The organism is Fredinandcohnia quinoae, from assembly GCF_022427965.1.
Lineage (GTDB): Bacteria > Bacillota > Bacilli > Bacillales > Bacillaceae_L > Ferdinandcohnia > Ferdinandcohnia quinoae.
Window position 1 is genome coordinate 61961 of the sequence record NZ_JAKTTI010000021.1, and the last position, 17108, is coordinate 79068.

The 17108-nt window shown below is 33.1% G+C and carries 23 protein-coding genes; 8 read left to right on the top strand and 15 right to left on the bottom strand.

Annotation, left to right across the window (positions count from 1 at the left end; all coding sequences use genetic code 11):
* Positions 1–200: 200 nt before the first annotated feature.
* Positions 201–458 (top strand): CGCGG family putative rSAM-modified RiPP protein, encoded by a 258-nt coding sequence (locus tag MJG50_RS13555; protein ID WP_240256275.1) that lies wholly within the window; start codon positions 201–203, stop codon positions 456–458.
* Positions 433–726, top strand: coding sequence for a hypothetical protein (locus MJG50_RS13560; RefSeq protein ID WP_240256276.1), 294 nt, complete (start codon positions 433–435; stop codon positions 724–726). The genes MJG50_RS13555 and MJG50_RS13560 overlap by 26 nt, the downstream gene beginning before the upstream one ends.
* A 36-nt stretch (positions 727–762) precedes the next feature.
* Here MJG50_RS13560 and MJG50_RS13565 read toward each other — a convergent pair whose 3' ends face one another.
* From MJG50_RS13565 to MJG50_RS13575, 3 genes are all read right to left on the bottom strand, one after another.
* A complete protein-coding gene (locus tag MJG50_RS13565) occupies positions 763–1338 on the bottom strand; it encodes a YpmS family protein (RefSeq protein WP_240256277.1) in 576 nt (191 codons plus the stop codon).
* A 29-nt stretch (positions 1339–1367) separates the two neighbouring features.
* Positions 1368–2144: an SGNH/GDSL hydrolase family protein gene (locus tag MJG50_RS13570; RefSeq protein ID WP_240256278.1), complete on the bottom strand. Its 777-nt coding sequence runs from the start codon at positions 2142–2144 to the stop codon at positions 1368–1370.
* A 118-nt stretch (positions 2145–2262) separates the two neighbouring features.
* Positions 2263–2838, bottom strand: a complete 576-nt coding sequence (locus MJG50_RS13575) for an SCO family protein (protein WP_240256279.1) — start codon at positions 2836–2838, stop codon at positions 2263–2265.
* 209 nt (positions 2839–3047) lie between these two features.
* Here MJG50_RS13575 and MJG50_RS13580 point away from each other — a divergent pair, with 209 nt between their 5' ends.
* Positions 3048–3668, top strand: a complete 621-nt coding sequence (locus MJG50_RS13580; protein ID WP_345893236.1) for a YitT family protein — start codon at positions 3048–3050, stop codon at positions 3666–3668.
* Positions 3669–3670: 2 nt separating this feature from the next.
* Here MJG50_RS13580 and cysC read toward each other — a convergent pair whose 3' ends face one another.
* Genes cysC through MJG50_RS13605 form a run of 5 tightly spaced genes read right to left on the bottom strand, consistent with a single transcriptional unit; the run spans position 3671 to position 7489 of the window.
* Positions 3671–4270 carry an adenylyl-sulfate kinase gene (gene cysC / locus MJG50_RS13585; RefSeq protein ID WP_240256280.1) on the bottom strand — a complete coding sequence of 200 codons (600 nt, stop codon included), beginning with the start codon at positions 4268–4270 and terminating at the stop codon, positions 3671–3673.
* 10 nt (positions 4271–4280) lie between these two features.
* Positions 4281–5429 (bottom strand): sulfate adenylyltransferase, encoded by a 1149-nt coding sequence (gene sat, locus MJG50_RS13590; protein WP_431307287.1) that lies wholly within the window; start codon positions 5427–5429, stop codon positions 4281–4283.
* 40 nt (positions 5430–5469) lie between these two features.
* The gene (locus tag MJG50_RS13595) at positions 5470–6174 is read right to left on the bottom strand and encodes a phosphoadenylyl-sulfate reductase (RefSeq protein ID WP_431307288.1); all 705 of its coding nucleotides are present in this window, start codon (positions 6172–6174) and stop codon (positions 5470–5472) included.
* A gap of 17 nt (positions 6175–6191) precedes the next feature.
* Positions 6192–6737 (bottom strand): histidine phosphatase family protein, encoded by a 546-nt coding sequence (locus tag MJG50_RS13600; RefSeq protein ID WP_240256281.1) that lies wholly within the window; start codon positions 6735–6737, stop codon positions 6192–6194.
* The gene (locus MJG50_RS13605) at positions 6722–7489 is read right to left on the bottom strand and encodes a phosphosulfolactate synthase (RefSeq protein ID WP_240256282.1); all 768 of its coding nucleotides are present in this window, start codon (positions 7487–7489) and stop codon (positions 6722–6724) included. Before MJG50_RS13605 ends, MJG50_RS13600 begins: the two co-directional genes overlap by 16 nt.
* Before the next feature lie 204 nt (positions 7490–7693).
* Here MJG50_RS13605 and MJG50_RS13610 point away from each other — a divergent pair, with 204 nt between their 5' ends.
* From MJG50_RS13610 to MJG50_RS13620, 3 genes are all read left to right on the top strand, one after another.
* Complete coding sequence (locus MJG50_RS13610; protein WP_240256283.1) at positions 7694–8917, top strand: MFS transporter; 1224 nt, start codon at positions 7694–7696, stop codon at positions 8915–8917.
* 15 nt (positions 8918–8932) lie between these two features.
* Positions 8933–9217 carry a hypothetical protein gene (locus MJG50_RS13615; RefSeq protein WP_240256284.1) on the top strand — a complete coding sequence of 95 codons (285 nt, stop codon included), beginning with the start codon at positions 8933–8935 and terminating at the stop codon, positions 9215–9217.
* A 148-nt stretch (positions 9218–9365) separates the two neighbouring features.
* Complete coding sequence (locus MJG50_RS13620; RefSeq protein WP_240256285.1) at positions 9366–9617, top strand: hypothetical protein; 252 nt, start codon at positions 9366–9368, stop codon at positions 9615–9617.
* Positions 9618–9658: 41 nt separating this feature from the next.
* Here MJG50_RS13620 and MJG50_RS13625 read toward each other — a convergent pair whose 3' ends face one another.
* Together MJG50_RS13625 and ilvA are read right to left on the bottom strand one after the other, a co-directional pair.
* Entirely contained in the window at positions 9659–10501 is an 843-nt protein-coding gene (locus tag MJG50_RS13625; RefSeq protein ID WP_240256286.1) for a DegV family protein, read from the bottom strand.
* Between the two features lie 137 nt (positions 10502–10638).
* The gene (ilvA, locus tag MJG50_RS13630; RefSeq protein WP_240256287.1) at positions 10639–11907 is read right to left on the bottom strand and encodes a threonine ammonia-lyase IlvA; all 1269 of its coding nucleotides are present in this window, start codon (positions 11905–11907) and stop codon (positions 10639–10641) included.
* A 195-nt stretch (positions 11908–12102) separates the two neighbouring features.
* On the opposite strand from ilvA, the gene MJG50_RS13635 reads away from it, so the two are divergent.
* Positions 12103–12336 carry a hypothetical protein gene (locus MJG50_RS13635; RefSeq protein ID WP_240256288.1) on the top strand — a complete coding sequence of 78 codons (234 nt, stop codon included), beginning with the start codon at positions 12103–12105 and terminating at the stop codon, positions 12334–12336.
* A gap of 102 nt (positions 12337–12438) precedes the next feature.
* Positions 12439–13095, top strand: coding sequence for a PAQR family membrane homeostasis protein TrhA (gene trhA, locus MJG50_RS13640; RefSeq protein WP_240256289.1), 657 nt, complete (start codon positions 12439–12441; stop codon positions 13093–13095).
* Between the two features lie 47 nt (positions 13096–13142).
* Here trhA and MJG50_RS13645 read toward each other — a convergent pair whose 3' ends face one another.
* The 5 genes from MJG50_RS13645 to MJG50_RS13665 form a co-directional block, all read right to left on the bottom strand.
* Complete coding sequence (locus MJG50_RS13645; protein WP_240256290.1) at positions 13143–13859, bottom strand: lysophospholipid acyltransferase family protein; 717 nt, start codon at positions 13857–13859, stop codon at positions 13143–13145.
* A 55-nt stretch (positions 13860–13914) separates the two neighbouring features.
* A complete protein-coding gene (locus MJG50_RS13650; RefSeq protein ID WP_240256291.1) occupies positions 13915–14403 on the bottom strand; it encodes a dihydrofolate reductase in 489 nt (162 codons plus the stop codon).
* On the bottom strand, positions 14400–15194 hold the full coding sequence (locus MJG50_RS13655) for a thymidylate synthase (protein ID WP_240256292.1): 795 nt from the start codon (positions 15192–15194) through the stop codon (positions 14400–14402). The genes MJG50_RS13650 and MJG50_RS13655 overlap by 4 nt, the downstream gene beginning before the upstream one ends.
* 28 nt (positions 15195–15222) lie before the next feature.
* The gene (locus tag MJG50_RS13660) at positions 15223–15939 is read right to left on the bottom strand and encodes an anthrax toxin lethal factor-related metalloendopeptidase (protein ID WP_240256293.1); all 717 of its coding nucleotides are present in this window, start codon (positions 15937–15939) and stop codon (positions 15223–15225) included.
* A 152-nt stretch (positions 15940–16091) separates the two neighbouring features.
* Positions 16092–16685 carry a YpjP family protein gene (locus MJG50_RS13665; protein WP_240256294.1) on the bottom strand — a complete coding sequence of 198 codons (594 nt, stop codon included), beginning with the start codon at positions 16683–16685 and terminating at the stop codon, positions 16092–16094.
* Positions 16686–17108 lie beyond the last annotated feature (423 nt).

Here is a 17108-nt window from a genome sequence, read left to right on the forward strand (position 1 = left end):
CAAAATTGTTATGTCATTATAACATCGAATTTTGCATTAAAAGCTTATGTACTCGATTTGTAAAGAGGAAAATAAGATTAGTCATCCTTATGTAATTATTTTGAAAAAATAATTACATAATTGCAATACAAAATAAGCTGTGATTTAACTCATCACTTTTTCCTTAATTATCCTTTATACTTTAGATGGGGTGATGGAAAATGAATAAAGACTGGTCAATTGATTTGGAACATGGAGATTATGAGAAGAATATGGCATTTGTGATTGAGGATGGGCTGAAGGCGATTGAGGAAACCGAAAGTGGCTATTACGTCAATCTTGTAACTCCTTCGACCTTTGGTAATCCAATCGACTATTTATCAGAAATTATTGATAGTCATTTTAATCAAAGTGTTAGCTATAAATTTATTGATCAATGCGGGTGTGGTGGCTATGTTCTCAGAGTTTGGAAAAGGTGAAAAATTAGTTGAAACATTTATACAATATAAGAATCGACAGGTTGTCTTGAATTGGTACGAAGATGATGCATTAATAAGAAGAGAGGGTTTTTTCTTTTCGAAAATTGTTGATGATGGGAAAGCTGTCATTTTTATTAATAATGATAATAAATTCCATTTTTCAATTCCTTATGAAGAATATACTTCAATTAGGATTTTAAGTGACTTTCGTGACTTCTACCAGTTATCAGATCAGTTACATTTTCTTGAAATCTATTTTCCACATTAACATGAAAAAAAGGAGGGGTTTTCCCTCCTAACATCTCTAGTTTGGCACAACTATTTTAAATTTTAAGTTGTCATTTTTCAGATTAAAATTATCCACTTTAATTTTCATATTACTTTTTACTTCCATTTCAGAAAGGTTAGCATACACCAATTGATTTTTCGGATCAATTTTTACCCATTCTGGCAATGCATAATGGTCACTAATATAACGCATTACATAGGTGACTGGCAGTTCTAATTGGCCTAATGTTATTGACTCCTGTCTTAACAGTAAATCACCATTATCCAGTGCCTCTGGCTCGAATGTCAATACAATGTCAATTTCCTTTTCAAACACAGTGATAGTACCGATTAACATCACTTTATCGGTAAGTAATACCTTATAGTCTAAAGGAATATCCTTTGATTCTTTTTTCAAATAATTATTTATTAACTTTGTCAAATCCTCTTTATTTGTAACGACACCAAGCTCTATCCCATCTTGCTTGTTAAGTTCCATTTTAGGTATTTCCGTATCACTTGGTAAAAAGGTCATGATACAAAAGTACAGCAAGGCGATACAATTTATGGAAATTACTACAAAAAAGAGTATTTTCCATTTGTTCTTCTTCATTTAATGGTGCCCTCCTCTAGCAGATCGAGTTATTCTTTATTTAAAGTTTCAAAAATTCTCTCGCTAATTAATTCGTATCCTTTTGCGTTTGGATGAAATTCATCAGTCGATAATAGGTTTTCATCTGTATCTTTAAAAATATCTCCTATCTTAACAAAGTTTGTATTTTCATATTGAGATAGGACTTTTAAACTCCCGCTATTCCATTGATCAATAACTTCATTCAACTCACTAGAAATATCAATTAGTGATTCAAACGGATTATATAAACCAACTAAAACAATTTCACCCTCGGGATTGTATTCCCTAATTTCAGATAAAATTTGTTTTAAACGTTCTTCATAACTATTTTGTGCATTTTCAAATACTTCAAACGATAAATCCAAAAAATTTTCCCTCACAACCTTCATTACATCATTACCGCCAATTGTTATAATAATAATATCTGCTTTTGCAATCCCTTCTTGTACCTTCTTTTTATCGAGTCGCTTAAGGAGGTCAGTTGTTTTATGACCCTTTACACCGAAGTTCAATAAGGAAACTGAACGAAATTCTTTTTGACTTAGAAATTTTTCTTTAAGGTATAATGTATAGCCCCCATTATCTGTTTCATCGCCAACTCCTTCTGTTAACGAATCACCTAAAGTTGTGACGTGCAAATCCTGGGGTAAAAATTCTGCAGGAATTTCTGCTTTCTTCCTTAAATCTATTTTATTTTCATGGTGACTTTCAGATGTTGTTGCTTGGGCTGAACATGCCACTAGAAAGAATATACTTGTTACTATAAAAAGATACTTTTTTCTCATTAATGTGCTCACCTACAATCCTATAAAACTATTTACTTATTATTTTCACATTATAGTATTATAGCATACGATCAACATTGCTAAAAAAGAAAAATGGATTCCAATGGAATCCATTTTTCTATAGGATCGTTTTTATATCTGAGATAATTTCCTCATATGGTGTATCTACATTACCACTATACTCTTTTAAAACTTTTCCATTTTGATCAACAAGATAAAACTTAACTCCATGTAATACATCATCACCACTTTTAACTTTCTCAGCTAATGTATGAAAGCTTTTTGTCGCAAATTTCGCGATAAATTCTTGATCATAACCTGTTAAAAAGCTCCATTTTGAAAAATCTGCTTCAAATAGCTCGCCATATTCCTTTAAGATTTCAGGCTTATCAATTTCAGGATCTACCGAAAACGAAACCAATTGTACATCTAAATCCTCTTCATTGATCATTGATTGAAGCTTTGCCATATTAGCAGTCATCGGTGGACAAACAGTTTTACAATTGGTAAACACAAAGTCTGCAACCCATACCTTACCTTCAAAATCTTTAAGGGTTACCTCTTTACCATCCTGGTTGACAGCGGTAAAATCAGACACTGTATAATTTACTGTATTCTCCAAACCTTTATTTCCACACGCTGCGAGGAAAATAACTGAGACAAGAAGCAGTGTCCATTTATGTAGCTTTTTCAAAATTACTCACCTTTTCATTACTTTTATAGTCATTATCTAATACCCTATATTAAATTGTATATAAAAGAATACAAAGATACAACTTTTAAACTATGAACAATTTTCGAACATATTGTAGAACCTGTCCTCATAAAATGGACAAGGACGTTGTATTTTGGGAGGAGAGTCATGAAGATTTATAATCAAATTAAAAAAGGTCACCATTTGCGATGATGACCAAACAAGTAGCAACCTATATCTGTATCATCTTTGGAGCTCTCTTACAAGGGCTTGCTATGTCGCTCTATCTTTTTCCTCACAATATACCTTCTGGGGGAGCAGCTGGATTGGCAATTTTAATGAATCATTGGCTTGATTTACCATTAGGAATCTCACTTTGGATCGTAAATTTTGCGTTTCTTATTTTAGCATTAAAATATTTTGGTTATACATGGACAATTCGGACAATGCTTTCTGTAACAATTACGTCTATCACTATTAGCTTAGTATCAACATATTGGGCATTTCCGACATCATTTTTTTGGCTTGACCTTCTTTGTGGTAGTCTATTATTCGGCGTTGGAGTAGGTATATTAATTCGAAGTGGTACATCAAGCGGTGGTATGGTAATTCCAGCGTTAATGATCGCAAAATATAACGATTGGTCACCTGGTAGGGTTATGTTATGGATGAATTTCTGCATTTTTTTACTTACCGCGTCCGTCATTAATATTACGATCGTATTCTATGCAATAGCATGCCAGACTGTTTCTACTAATCTAATCGATTTCATCTATCATCTCCGTGCACCATCTTTTATTACTCCATCATATAGTTGGAGGAAAAAGTAGATTTACAATATACGTTTTATTTTCAAATATTGAATAATCAAATCCACAGACTCCGAAATTGTTAATTGATCTGTTTCAATAACTAGCTCTGGATTTGTCGGTTCTTCATATGGAGAACTAACACCTGTAAATTCGATGATTTCACCACTTCTAGCTTTTTTATATAAACCTTTTGGGTCACGGGATTCACATATTGAAATTGGACATTTTACATAGACCTCGATAAATTCATCTTTTGGAAATAATTCTCTAACTTGTAAACGATCTTCTCGAAAAGGAGAAATAAACGCTGTAGACACAATTTGGCCACTATCAACAAAGAGCTTTGAAACCTCACCGATTCTTCGAATGTTTTCTTTGCGGTCAATTTGACTAAATCCTAGACCTTTATTTAATCCATGACGTATATTATCTCCATCTAACACATAGCTTTGAATATTTTTCGTAAACAGACAATGATCCAATGCGTTTGCTAATGATGATTTGCCGGAGCCTGATAATCCAGTAAACCAAATAGCACAACTTTTATGTTTATTTTGTAACTGTCTATCAATTTTTGTGATAGTTGACTGATGCCAAATAATATTTTGTTTTTCTCCCATTTTTACCACCTTATATCTTAGTATACATTTCCTGCATTCCTTTGATTAATACTTCGACAACTTCGGGCCTACTGAATTCTTTCGGTGGTTTTGTTCCATTTTTAAGCATTTCCCGAACCTTTGTCCCTGAAAGTATGACATGATTATCTTTATTATGAGGACATGTTTTTGAAGATGCCATGTTTCCACACTTTTTGCAAAAAAAACTATGTTCAAAAAATAGAGGGATAATTCCTAGTTCATCTTCTGTAAAATTGCTAAATATCTTTTGTGAATCGTAAGTCCCATAGTAATTTCCGACACCAGCATGATCACGACCTACTATAAAATGTGTACAGCCATAGTTTTTTCTTACAATAGCATGAAAAATTGCTTCACGAGGCCCCGCATACCTCATTGCTGCAGGAAATACAGATAAAAACACTCTATGTTTTGGATAATATTTATCAATCAATGCCTGATAGCTTTCCATTCTAATATCACTTGGTATATCGTCCTGTTTTGTTTCACCCACAAGTGGATTTAAAAATAATCCGTCCACTGTTTCAAGTGCTGACTTTTGAATATATTCATGTGCACGGTGGACTGGATTTCTCGTTTGAAATCCTACGATTTTTTTCCATTGTAATCGATCAAAAACTGCTCTAGTTTCAACAGGGTCTAGATAATAATTAGCAAAAGACTCCTTTTTTGATCGCTTAACTAGTATAATTGGCCCAGCAATATATACATTATCTTTTTCATATAATTTTTTTACACCTGGGTGTGCAGATTCAGTTGTTTTAAAAACTTTAAATGCTTCAACTTCCTTATTTGGAGTATATTTTTCTTTAACCTCTATCACACCATATACTTGATTATCATTCACTAATTTAACTTTATCCCCAATATCAATTTTTTTTGCGATTACATCGCTTACTGCTAATGTAATTGGAATCGACCATGGTATCCCATTCGATAATCTCATTGTCTGTATAACTGACTCATAATCCTTTTTACCTAAAAAACCATCAAGCGGACTATATGCACCGACCGCAATAAGTTCAAGATCACTCAGAGCCATATTATCGAGGTCTATCTCTTTTGTAATTCCTTCATAATTGTAAGCAAGATTGATTTTATTAATTAGCTTTCCGCCATGTGGTATACTTATTATCACTACAATAACCTCCATCTATTTTAGCTAACTCATATCAAATTTAATTAACATGGATTCCACATTCTATTTTGTCCTTATCAGCCCATCTTCCAGATCTTAAATTCCCATCTGACACCTGACTAGTACATGGTTCACAGCCTATACTAGGAAAATTAAGATCATGAAGTTCATTATATGGTAAATTATTCATTTTTATATAAGTCCAAATATCCTCCCATGTCCAATGGATTAACGGGCAAATTTTTATGTTTTTAAATTTTTCATCCCTATTGATATACTCAATATCCTTTCTTGATGGAGATTGCTCTCTTCTCAAACCTGAAATCCATGCTACTTTATTCGAAAGCACTTCTTTTAGAGGTTCTACTTTTCTAATTTGGCAGCATAAATTAGGATTTGTCATCCATAGATTTTCACCATATTTAGCAGCTTGGTCCTTTATAGTTAGTAGTGGTTTCTTTAATTCAATTTTCAATGTAGGATATTTGTCCTTCATTTTTTCAATTAATTTGTATGTTTCAGTAAAGTGTAAACTAGTATCTAAAAATACAATTTTCGCATCTTTTTTCACTTTACTTATTAAATCAATCAATACGATTCCTTCTGCTCCAAAACTACATGCATAGACAATATTGTTTCCATAAGTACTGTATGCCCATTTGATAATATCAAAATAATCTCTACTGTTATGGTGAATTTCTTTTAGTTTTTCATCACTCCAGTTCTCATAAGTAAGTAACTCCACAATTACATTTCTCCCCTCTAAATTAACTTTTCGCTGAAATCTAACACGACTAATTCATTGTTTTTTATTTCAATTTTATTCATATTATCAATTGATCCATAATGTCGATATGACACACAAGCTCTTATCCAGGAACCATGGCCAAAGATTAGTACATTCTTATAATTCCGATATTTTTCGATAAATGTAATAACCCTAATTTCAAAATCACTTAAACGTTCGCCGAGTATTAACTGTTTTGGATCATATAACCATTTATCACCATGTACTTCTATTAGTTGACTTTTATCTCTTCCTTCAAACTCACCAAAATCTAATTCATTTAATAAGGGATCGACCTGATAAGTGTAATAGCCATGTGCCATTGCAGTTTGTTGAGTTCGATTTAAGAAGCTTGTAACAACTGTGGAAATCGGACCGTGTTTAGCTATTATCTTGTTGTTTTTTTCTATTTCCTTGTTATACTCCTCTGTTAAATCCATAATTGCAATGTCTTGTTTCCCTTGTAGTATCCCTTTTTTATTCCATTCAGTTGGTAAGTGTCTAATTAGGATAAGTTGCATGTACGCTCCTCCATAAATAATGTTTCACTTCGGAGTCCAAGTCTTTGAGCTTCCAATGTTAACACATCTTGTAATTTTATATTTCCAAGGTTAACATTTGCTCCGAATTGATTAATAAAAAACATCTGGTGTTTAGCTGTTGGAGCCTCAAAGATTATTTTTGATATGTCCACATTTTTAGATATACATTCGATGATGTCTTTCTTAACCACCCCGTTCTTGCTATATATCCCTGCAGTACCAGAATCACGTCCTTCTGTAATAACGTATTTACAGCCAGCAGCCAATAATAAATTTATTTCTTCCTCCCAATCAGAACGTCTCATTTCTTGCTCATTATCCTTAGATCCAACTTCTGCAATAACATTAAAATTGGGTTTAAATTTATGAATGAGCGAAATCCTTGTTTGCAATGAAATATCTACTGTACCATTTGAAATTTCAATCCATTCGATACCTAACCTCTTTAAGCTATCGGTATAGTCATCCAGCTTATTTTGCATATAGCATTTTTCAAATAATGTACCACCACAATATGGCTTAATGTTAAATCGATTATATAGATCGACTTTTTTCTGTAGGTTTGGGGTAACATATGCAGAACCAATCCCAATTTTCGCAATATCAATGAACTGATGATAGTCAATCAAATAGTCCTCAATTTGTCCAAGAGGAATACCAAAATCGGCAATAGATGTGATTCCATAAGTTCTTTCCCCTTTTGTCCGTTCAGGCAATATTAAAAATTCCATAGGGATAACTCCTCCTTTACAGTTGCTATGTTATTCAAATTTGGGTAAATGGTGTATATAATGGGCTTTTCTAAACATTTGGAAACTACTTACAACTCTTCGCCTGAATAGTCTTCTTGCAAACTAGAAAAGATAGTAAAGCAAATAAAATAATTATTCGTATAAGGAGTTGCAAATCATTTGTCCAGTCAAAAAAAATCGGGTATGACAATAGTTGCAATTGGCTCAATTCCTCTAATCCTTGTACTTGGCAATTCAATGCTTATTCCAGTCTTACCACAAATGAAAAAAGAGCTAGATATAAGTCAATTTCAAGTAAGTCTAATTATCACTGTCTTTTCTGTAGCAGCAGCCATCTCTATTCCAATATTAGGTTATTTTTCTGATCGGTTTTCTCGTAAAGCAGTTATCATTCCAGCTTTAATTCTTTATGGTAGTGGCGGGTTAGTTGCTGGATTAGCTTCTGCTTGGTTTGATAATGCATACTTTTGGATTATGGCTGGTCGGATTATGCAAGGATTAGGTGCTGCAGGCACTGCACCAATCGCAATGGCATTAACCGGGGATTTATTTAAAGGAGCAAAACAAAGTAAAGTTTTAGGCCTTGTAGAAGCATCGAATGGATTCGGGAAAGTCATTTCTCCAATTATAGGCTCCTTATTAGCTTTGTTATTCTGGTATGCGGCATTTTTTGCATTTCCAATCTTTTGTTTAATTTCTATCTTATTAACCATTTTCTTCGTCAAAGAGAAGAAGCAAAAAAAAGAACCACCTCCAATCGGATCATATGTAAAAGGATTATTTTCTGTATTTAAACATGAAGGCAGATGGCTTTTTACAGCATACCTAGCAGGAGCTACTTGTCTATTCACTTTGTTTGGAATTCTTTTCTATTTATCTGATGTTTTAGAGAAAACCTATCATACAGACGGTGTCCCAAAAGGGGCAATTCTTGCAATTCCTTTATTGTTTATGACATCAACTTCCTACATAACAGGTAGTAAAATAGGGAAAAAGATGCCTTTAATGAAAAAACTAATTGTAATTGGCTTACTGTTAATGACTATTTCCTTCTCAACATTGGTGTTCTTTAAAAGTTTAATCCCGTTTATAGCCATACTTGCCATAAGCAGTATAGGTACAGGTTTGGTCTTACCGTGTATTAATAGCTTTATTACTGGATCAGTATCTACCGAAAAACGTGGTTTTGTAACTTCCTTATACGGTTCAGTTCGATTTTTAGGTGTTGCAATTGGCCCACCTATATATGGTTGGATGATGGAATGGTCACGGTCTGGAATGTTTTTAACAACAGCTTCCTTGACTTTAGTTGTTGGTTTATTATGTTTGATGTTAATTCGTGTTAAAAAGAAAAAAACAAGTGAAGAAAAAGAAGACTCATTATTTGAGAAACTTCAATTTACTTAATAAGGAGGATATTCGGTGCAAATCTTCATATCTCCCGAGATCGTTAAGGAACAGTGTCAAATCCTTAATATCATTAATCAAGATCAAAAAGCTATTGGATATATTACATTCTTCTTTGATGAGAAAAAAATGTATGTATATGGGCAATGCGAAGAGGAAGGTGTAAGTGAAGACTTTAAAGATGTTATACAACCTTATATACAAGGAATGTCCAAAGCAAAGCCTGATTTAGACATATACTCCTACATTTGCATTGGGGGAAAGAAGTTAACATTAAATAAAGATGAAAATAATGAGTAAAGTACTAAGCTAGATATCGAATAATTTTAAAGGTCATTATCACTCAACAAATTTAATACTCCCAAATACTCATCTACTGGACAAGAGTACAGTCATTCATTTTTCTTACTCATAAGATAGTATGAAAATGAGATGTAGGGGGAGTTTCATGGCAAATTATTATGATGTATGTTGTCGATATCAAGGTCGTGTAGTAAATATTCGGTGCAAAAACGGAAAAAGACATGTTGGTAGAATTCTTCGTGTTACAAATTCTCACGTGTATATTCAACCATTTGGAGAAAGAAATTTAGGAGGATTTAGTTATGGTTTCTGGGGTGGATATGGCGGGTTTTATCGCCCATATGCAATTCCTTTAGCCTTTATCACAGGAGTCGTATTAGGCGGCTTATTTTGGTAAATGAAAGAGGCCTATCTCCCGTAAGAGAGATGGGCCATATTTTATTCTAAATAATACATGAAGCCAATTGCACCTGGACCAGTATGTGTGCTTATAACTGGAGTTGTATCTTCAATATCAATCTCCGTATATCCGGTAAGCTTACTAATTGTATTTTTCAAGTCATTTGCAAGTTCGAATGCATCTGCATGGGTGATCCCTACACCTTTAATTATTTTGCCCGCTGCATCTTCAAAGAATTGTTTACTTAAATATTTTACAATTTGTGCTGAGCTTCGAACCTTTGATACAGGAGTATATACCCCATCATCTAATGACGCGATTGGTTTAATATTTAATAGGGAACCAATTAGAGCTTTTCCTCTTCCAATTCTACCACCTTTTACAAGATTATCTAATGTATCAACAGTAACGAATAACTTAGTATTTTTTCTAATTTCGTCTATTCGTGCAGAAATTTCTTCAATAGTTTTTCCTTCTTTAGCCATCTTAGCAGCTTCAACCACTTGAAAACCTAATGCCTGTGATATGTACATAGAATCAATTACCTTCACATTTGCATCGGTAATTTGTGCAGCATTTTCAGCGGAGCTCACTGTCCCACTCATACCACCAGTCATATGAATCGAAATAATATCATAACCGTCACTCGCTAATCGATTATATAGTTCAAGAAAGTGACCAACCGCAGGCTGAGAACTTTTAGGCAATTCCTCGGATTGTTTCATTTTTTCAATAAATTGTTGTGGTGTTATATCAACACGATCAAGGTATGTTTCGCCATTAATTGTTATAGATAAAGGAACTACTTCTAACTCTAAGCTTTTAATCATATCTTCTGATAAATCAACCGTTGAATCGGTAACTATTTTTACTTTTCTCATTTATTCACTTCCTAAACTATATCATTAGTTTGTATTATACCTTCAAATGAGGTGAAATGACAAAATAATTATGATATTTTAATGAAAGAATACCATAATAAAAGAGTCGACTTCATTTATCGACTCTTTTCAAGTATTTAAATTAATAAATGAAATAGATTACTTTCTTTATTAACTTCAGTAAATGGAAAACCTTTTTTAATCATTCTATTTATGAGAGGCTGATAATCATCTTTTTGCTTTAATTCAATACCTACCAATGCAGGTCCGTTGTCTTTATTATTTTTCTTTGTATATTCAAACCGATTAATATCATCTGTAGGACTTAGCACATCTAACAAAAACTCTCGCAATGCACCAGCTCTTTGGGGAAAATTAACGATAAAATAATATTGCAACCCTTCATAGCTCATTGATCTCTCCTTAATTTCTTGCATCCTACTAATATCATTATTCCCACCACTTATCACACATACTACTGTTTTCCCTTTAATTTTTTCTTTATATTGATCAAGTGCTGCTATTGACAATGCACCTGCTGGTTCAGCAATAATTGCATTTTCATTATATAATTCTAAAATGGTCGTACATACCTTCCCCTCTGGGACAATAATTATATCGTCTACATACTGCTTACAAATACTGAAGGTTTTTTCACCAACTGTTTTTACTGCAGCGCCATCAACGAATTTATCAATTTCGGGTAATGATGTCACATAACCATTTTCGTTGGATGTCTTCATTCCTGGGGCACCCTCTGGCTCAACACCTATAATACGTGTTGCAGGTGATATACTTTTCATATAGGTGCTTATTCCCGAAATTAATCCGCCACCACCGATACTAGTAAAGATAAAATCAATTGGTTCTGTACAATCATTTAATATCTCAACAGCTACAGTACCTTGACCTGCAATTACATGTTCATCATCGAATGGATGGATAAACGTTTTGTTTTCTTTTTCACTACAAGTTACGGCTTCCATATAGGAGTCATCAAAGGTATCACCACTAAGAATGATTTCTACGAATTCCTTCCCAAACAATTCAACTTGTGAGATTTTTTGCCGAGGAGTTGTCGAAGGCATATATATTTTTCCGTGAATTTTTAATGTATAGCATGAGAATGCCACGCCTTGAGCATGGTTTCCCGCACTCGCACATACAATCCCATTTTTAAGTTCTTCATCTGATAAATTTTTTATACGATTAAATGCACCCCTAATTTTAAAAGACCGAACAATTTGTAAATCTTCCCTTTTTATCAATAAATTACATCCATACCGTTCTGAAAGTAATTCATTTCTTTGTAAAGGTGTATGAATTACAACATCCTTCAAAGTTTGATTTGCTTTAATGATATCTTCTACGTGGATGCCATTTTGTTCTTTCAATTGATAAGCCATTTCATTTCCATATCCTTTCTTTCGTGATTTCTTCACATTACAGTAATAAAGCATTTAATTTGTTCATTATAACATGGTTCAACGCAATTTAAAGTAAATTTTCTAAATATTTATATTTTACACTAAAAGAACATATGATGATTTCCCTTGAACTTGCATACATTATGTAATAAATAAAATTTGGAGGTGATACGTATGGAGTACTCAATTTGCTCATTGGATAGTGCTTTACCATGCGAAATAACTGTAGATGATGACAATGGAAGATACATGATTCGAAAATCGGATTCAAGTGGAGAGATATTCAATAGTGCAGAGGAGTTAATCGCATGGATAAATACAAATTGGAGTCCTGAAGAATTTTGTGATCCTAATGAATTTACTGATTTAATTATAAAATTAAACTCCTATGATCCAATTACAGGGTAGCCATGGCTACCCTTTTCATATTATGCGATCCATCGATCGGAAATTGACTTTATCATTAATTTAAGTATGATGAAAGAAGAAAGAAATTTGGTGGTGAAGCTAATGGAAACAATCGAAAATAAAGAAACCTTAAAAGAAGAAATAGCAAATGCAATTACCCATGGTGTAGGAGTTTTATTAAGTATTCCTGCTCTTGTGCTCCTAATTGTCTTTGCTGCAAAATATGGAAATGCTTGGCATGTTGTTAGCTTTTCAATTTTTGGTTCAACGATGTTATTGCTATATTTATTCTCTACACTTTTACATAGCATCCATCATCCGAAAGCAAATAAAGTATTTGCAATTCTAGACCACTCAGCGATTTACCTATTAATTGCCGGAACATACACACCATTTGTCTTAGTGACCTTAAGAAGCTGGTTAGGATGGACTCTGTTTGGAATTGTGTGGGGACTTGCTATTATTGGTATATTATTCAAAGTGTTTTTTGTTGGAAAATTTATGGTTTTATCAACAGTATTTTATATTTTAATGGGCTGGCTAATTATAATTGGAATTAAACCACTCTATTCAAGCCTCGAAATTGAAGGGTTTATTCTTTTATTAAGTGGTGGGATTCTTTATACAGTTGGAGCTATCTTTTATATGTGGCGAAGGCTCCCCTTTAATCATGCAATTTGGCATGGATTTGTATTAGCAGGAAGCGCTGCAATGTTTTTCTGTGTGTTATTTTATGTTTTGGATGTTCCATTTGTATAAGAAATATACAATCATCTTGTTAAACGAACGACGACTAAACCCGCAAATTAAGTTTGCGGGTTTACTTGTTCTGAAATTTTATCGTGAAGATCGATTGCTAAATGTTTTACATTCTCATAACTATCCGGTAATACAGGTTGTAAGACTTTCACCTTAACACTAGCTGGATTAAAAAACTTCTTGCCATTCTCCATAATAAGATGAGAACCATTAATAGAAATTGGCACAATTGGCACACCGGCATCAGCCGCCATTCTTAGACCACCCGTTTGAAAAGGTTTCATTGCTCCACCTTTACTTCTTGTGCCTTCTGGGAATATAACAAGTGAATGCCCTTCTCTCAAAATATTCGCCCCATCCTTTATAGATTGAATAGCTTGCCTTCTATTATTCCTATCTATAAAAATACAATTCATTGCTTCCATCCATTTTGGAACGATTGGGATTTTTTTCACTTCTACTTTAGAAATAAAACCAACTGGCTTATTAATAAAACCTAAGATTACAGGTATATCAAAATTACCTTGATGGTTTGAAACAAATAAAACTGGTCCATTCGGTATATTCTCAAGTCCTGTTACAACGACCTTTGATCCCGTTAATTTCACAAGAGTCTCCGCCCATTGTTTAGGTAATTCATGAATGATTTTATCTTGATCATCAATAGATAATTTTGAATCAATTTTTTTTAATTTATAGAGAGTAGGTAAACTAAAGAGCAAAAATCCAAAAAAATAAATAAACCACACAATTGTTCGAAACACTTCATTTCCCCCATTATCGAAAACAACGATTAATCAGAGGTATACGATACATTTATCATGCTATTCTTTCATATATTAAAAAGAAATAATCATAAGGATTTTTTTCATCCTTTTTTCCTTTTTCTTTTGAAATAAGCTTCCATTCGTTCATTTGTATTTCTGGAAAAAAGGTATCTCCTTCAAATTCTTCATTTATTTCAGTAATATAAAGACGATTTGAATAAGGAAGAATTCCCTTAAAGATTTCAGATCCACCAATTACAAATAATTCTTGATTTACTGTATTGTCCATTTTTACAATCTCATCAATTGAATGAAATACCGTACATCCATCTATCTGATATTCTTTGTCTCTTGTTATTATGATATTTTCACGCCCAGGTAAAGGCTTGCCAATTGATTCATATGTCTTTCTTCCCATTATAATTGGATGCCCCATAGTAATCTTTTTAAAATAGGCTAGATCAGCAGGGAGGTGCCACGGCAAATCGTTATTCTTACCGATTACACGATTGATATCCATCGCAAATAATAATGAAATCATACACTCACCTCACCTTTAATGTGTGGGTGTGCTTCATAGTTAAGTAATTCAAAGTCATCAAATGTAAAATCAAAAATGGATTTTACTTCATTATTGAGCCTCATGACTGGTAGAGGCTTAGGCTCTCTAGTTAATTGTAACTTCACCTGTTCAATATGATTCGAATATATATGTACGTCTCCAAAGGTATGTACAAACTCCCCAGGTTCAAGGTCACAAACTTGTGCTATCATTAGTGTCAATAATGCATATGATGCAATATTAAAAGGAATTCCTAAGAAAAAATCAGCTGATCTTTGATATAGTTGACATGATAATTTTCCTTCATGTACATAGAATTGAAACAAACAATGACATGGTGGAAGAGCCATCTTCTCAACATCACCAACATTCCATGCACTTACAATCAATCTACGGGAGTCAGGATTATTTTTAATTTGATCAATTAGGTTTGTAATTTGATCAACAGTTTCGCCATCTTTATTATTCCAAGATCTCCATTGATGACCATATACAGGTCCAAGATCACCATTTTCATCGGCCCAATCATTCCATATTCGAACCCCGTTATCAGTTAAATACTTGATATTCGTATCACCTTTTAAAAACCATAGCAATTCATGAATAATTGATCTTAAGTGCAATTTTTTAGTTGTTACAAGCGGAAACCCTTCTTGCAAATCAAATCTCATTTGATATCCAAACGCACTAATTGTACCTGTTCCTGTCCTGTCTTCTTTAAATGTACCTTTCTCTAATATATGTTGACCAAGTTCTAAATACTGTTTCATAATTATTTAACACTCCTTCACTAGTTAATCATTTTATCAAAATAAGTTGTTGGAATAAAGAATATGTTAATGGAGCTGATTTTTTTAATTGGTTGCGTGTTTCAGCTGATAGATAATAGAGGGCAAAAGTTTCAGCAAAATATTCCTCTGGGTATTGTAAAAAGTAGGTTTCACCTGGAAATAACTTGGTAACCTCTTTTCTCCATATTTTTAAAAAGATTTGATCATTTCGAATTGAATCATATACAAAGTTATCAACAGAATGTCCAAGTTCATGAAGTTCCAGATTAATAGAACCATGCCCCTTGCCCTTTTCACTATAGCCAATTTTCGCCAATACAAGTTTTGAACCACCTATTCCTGGAACTTCATCCCATGTATGCCCTTTTTCACTATAGCCCCTCGGCTTTTCACCCTCCAAATGGGATACGGATGGTTCATCTGTAAGTTTTCCAGTAAAAAGTTTAATGTTAATTCCTTGCTGAACTAGTTTCTCCAAAATAGACGAATCTACATTATTAATTCGGAGAATCATTTGAGTTGCTTCGATTTCATTAAAATCTCCTTTTGGTAATAATACTATTTTTTTTAATAGATTATAATTTTGCAAGTTTGAAGTTTCTGTATAAAAAGTAATAGATTGATAGTCTTTAAGTGGGATACTTTGTGTCGATGCCGCACCAGAGTTATTAAATGAAAGACCAGTTAGTCCTAATATCACAATAAAAACGAACACATTCTTCATAAGAATTCTCTCCAATTCCAAAGGTAGATTCAACAATATGTAATGGAGTTTTACTAGTATTTTTTAATATTACAAATATTATAGCATGATAATCAGAGAGCTTAGGGTGGAAATTATTACAAAAAAAAGACTAATCAATGATTAGCCCACGATTAGCTCATCCACCGTGGTGGTGTATTTTTATCCCAGTATATTTCACCTAAAGTATGATGGGCTTGGAAGCCATCATGATAGGTATGATAGTGAAAATTAAACCAATAACCATCTTGTGGTGGGTGATCTTTTCTTACATGAAAGCGAATAATATCTTCTCCACTTTCTCTATGGAAAATATGAAAGATTTTCTCTCCATTTCCTCCTGCGGGTTGTTCTGTTATTTCAAGTTCATTTAATTGTTCTGCTGGATACTGAGCTGCTACTGTTGAAATAGCAAGTTCAATTTTTGGAAGAATTTCATTTCGAAACTCATCTTCAATTATCGGACCTATTTTATTTCCAAATTTTTCGAAAGACTGCTTTTCTGCATTAGCAATTGCATAGCTTAAAAAGCTTTCGGATTCTGTTTCGTTATGTATCTCATCTAATGCATATAGGCTTTTTTCTCGACTTTGTTGGTCAACTGCATCTAGCTTCGAAGATTGATCAGGATTATTCTCATCCATTGTCAAAGCTAATGGAGGAGTAATCATACCAAAGGTGAGAATCGAGAACGTAACGACAAGTGCTTTACGCATCCACTTTTGCATAAAAATCTTCCTTTCGTTTCCGAACATTATATGATATTTATTTTAACATATAATAATAGATTTTTAGATTATAAAGTTATTTTTTATAGAAAAATTTAATACTTTTCTATACGAATAAGTATTCAAATGGTTTCAAATGATAAATTAGAGTTCATAAAAATATCACAATTTGGTAAAATAGAAATATTAAGGTGTGAAAGGTGGATATTTCGTGAATATCGAGTGGATTTTTACAATTGCAAGTTTTGTGACATTAGCATATTTCATTTATGTTACTGTAACCGAATAGAGAAAGAAACCCACATAATGTGGGTTTCTCTCTTATCAAATGCGCCTTGGCGTATTTGCGCCCAGATTTTTTCGAGCTCGCTCGAAAAACTTCCTTTAAAAATCTGAGGCATCCGCCGGAGGCTTTAACTTTAT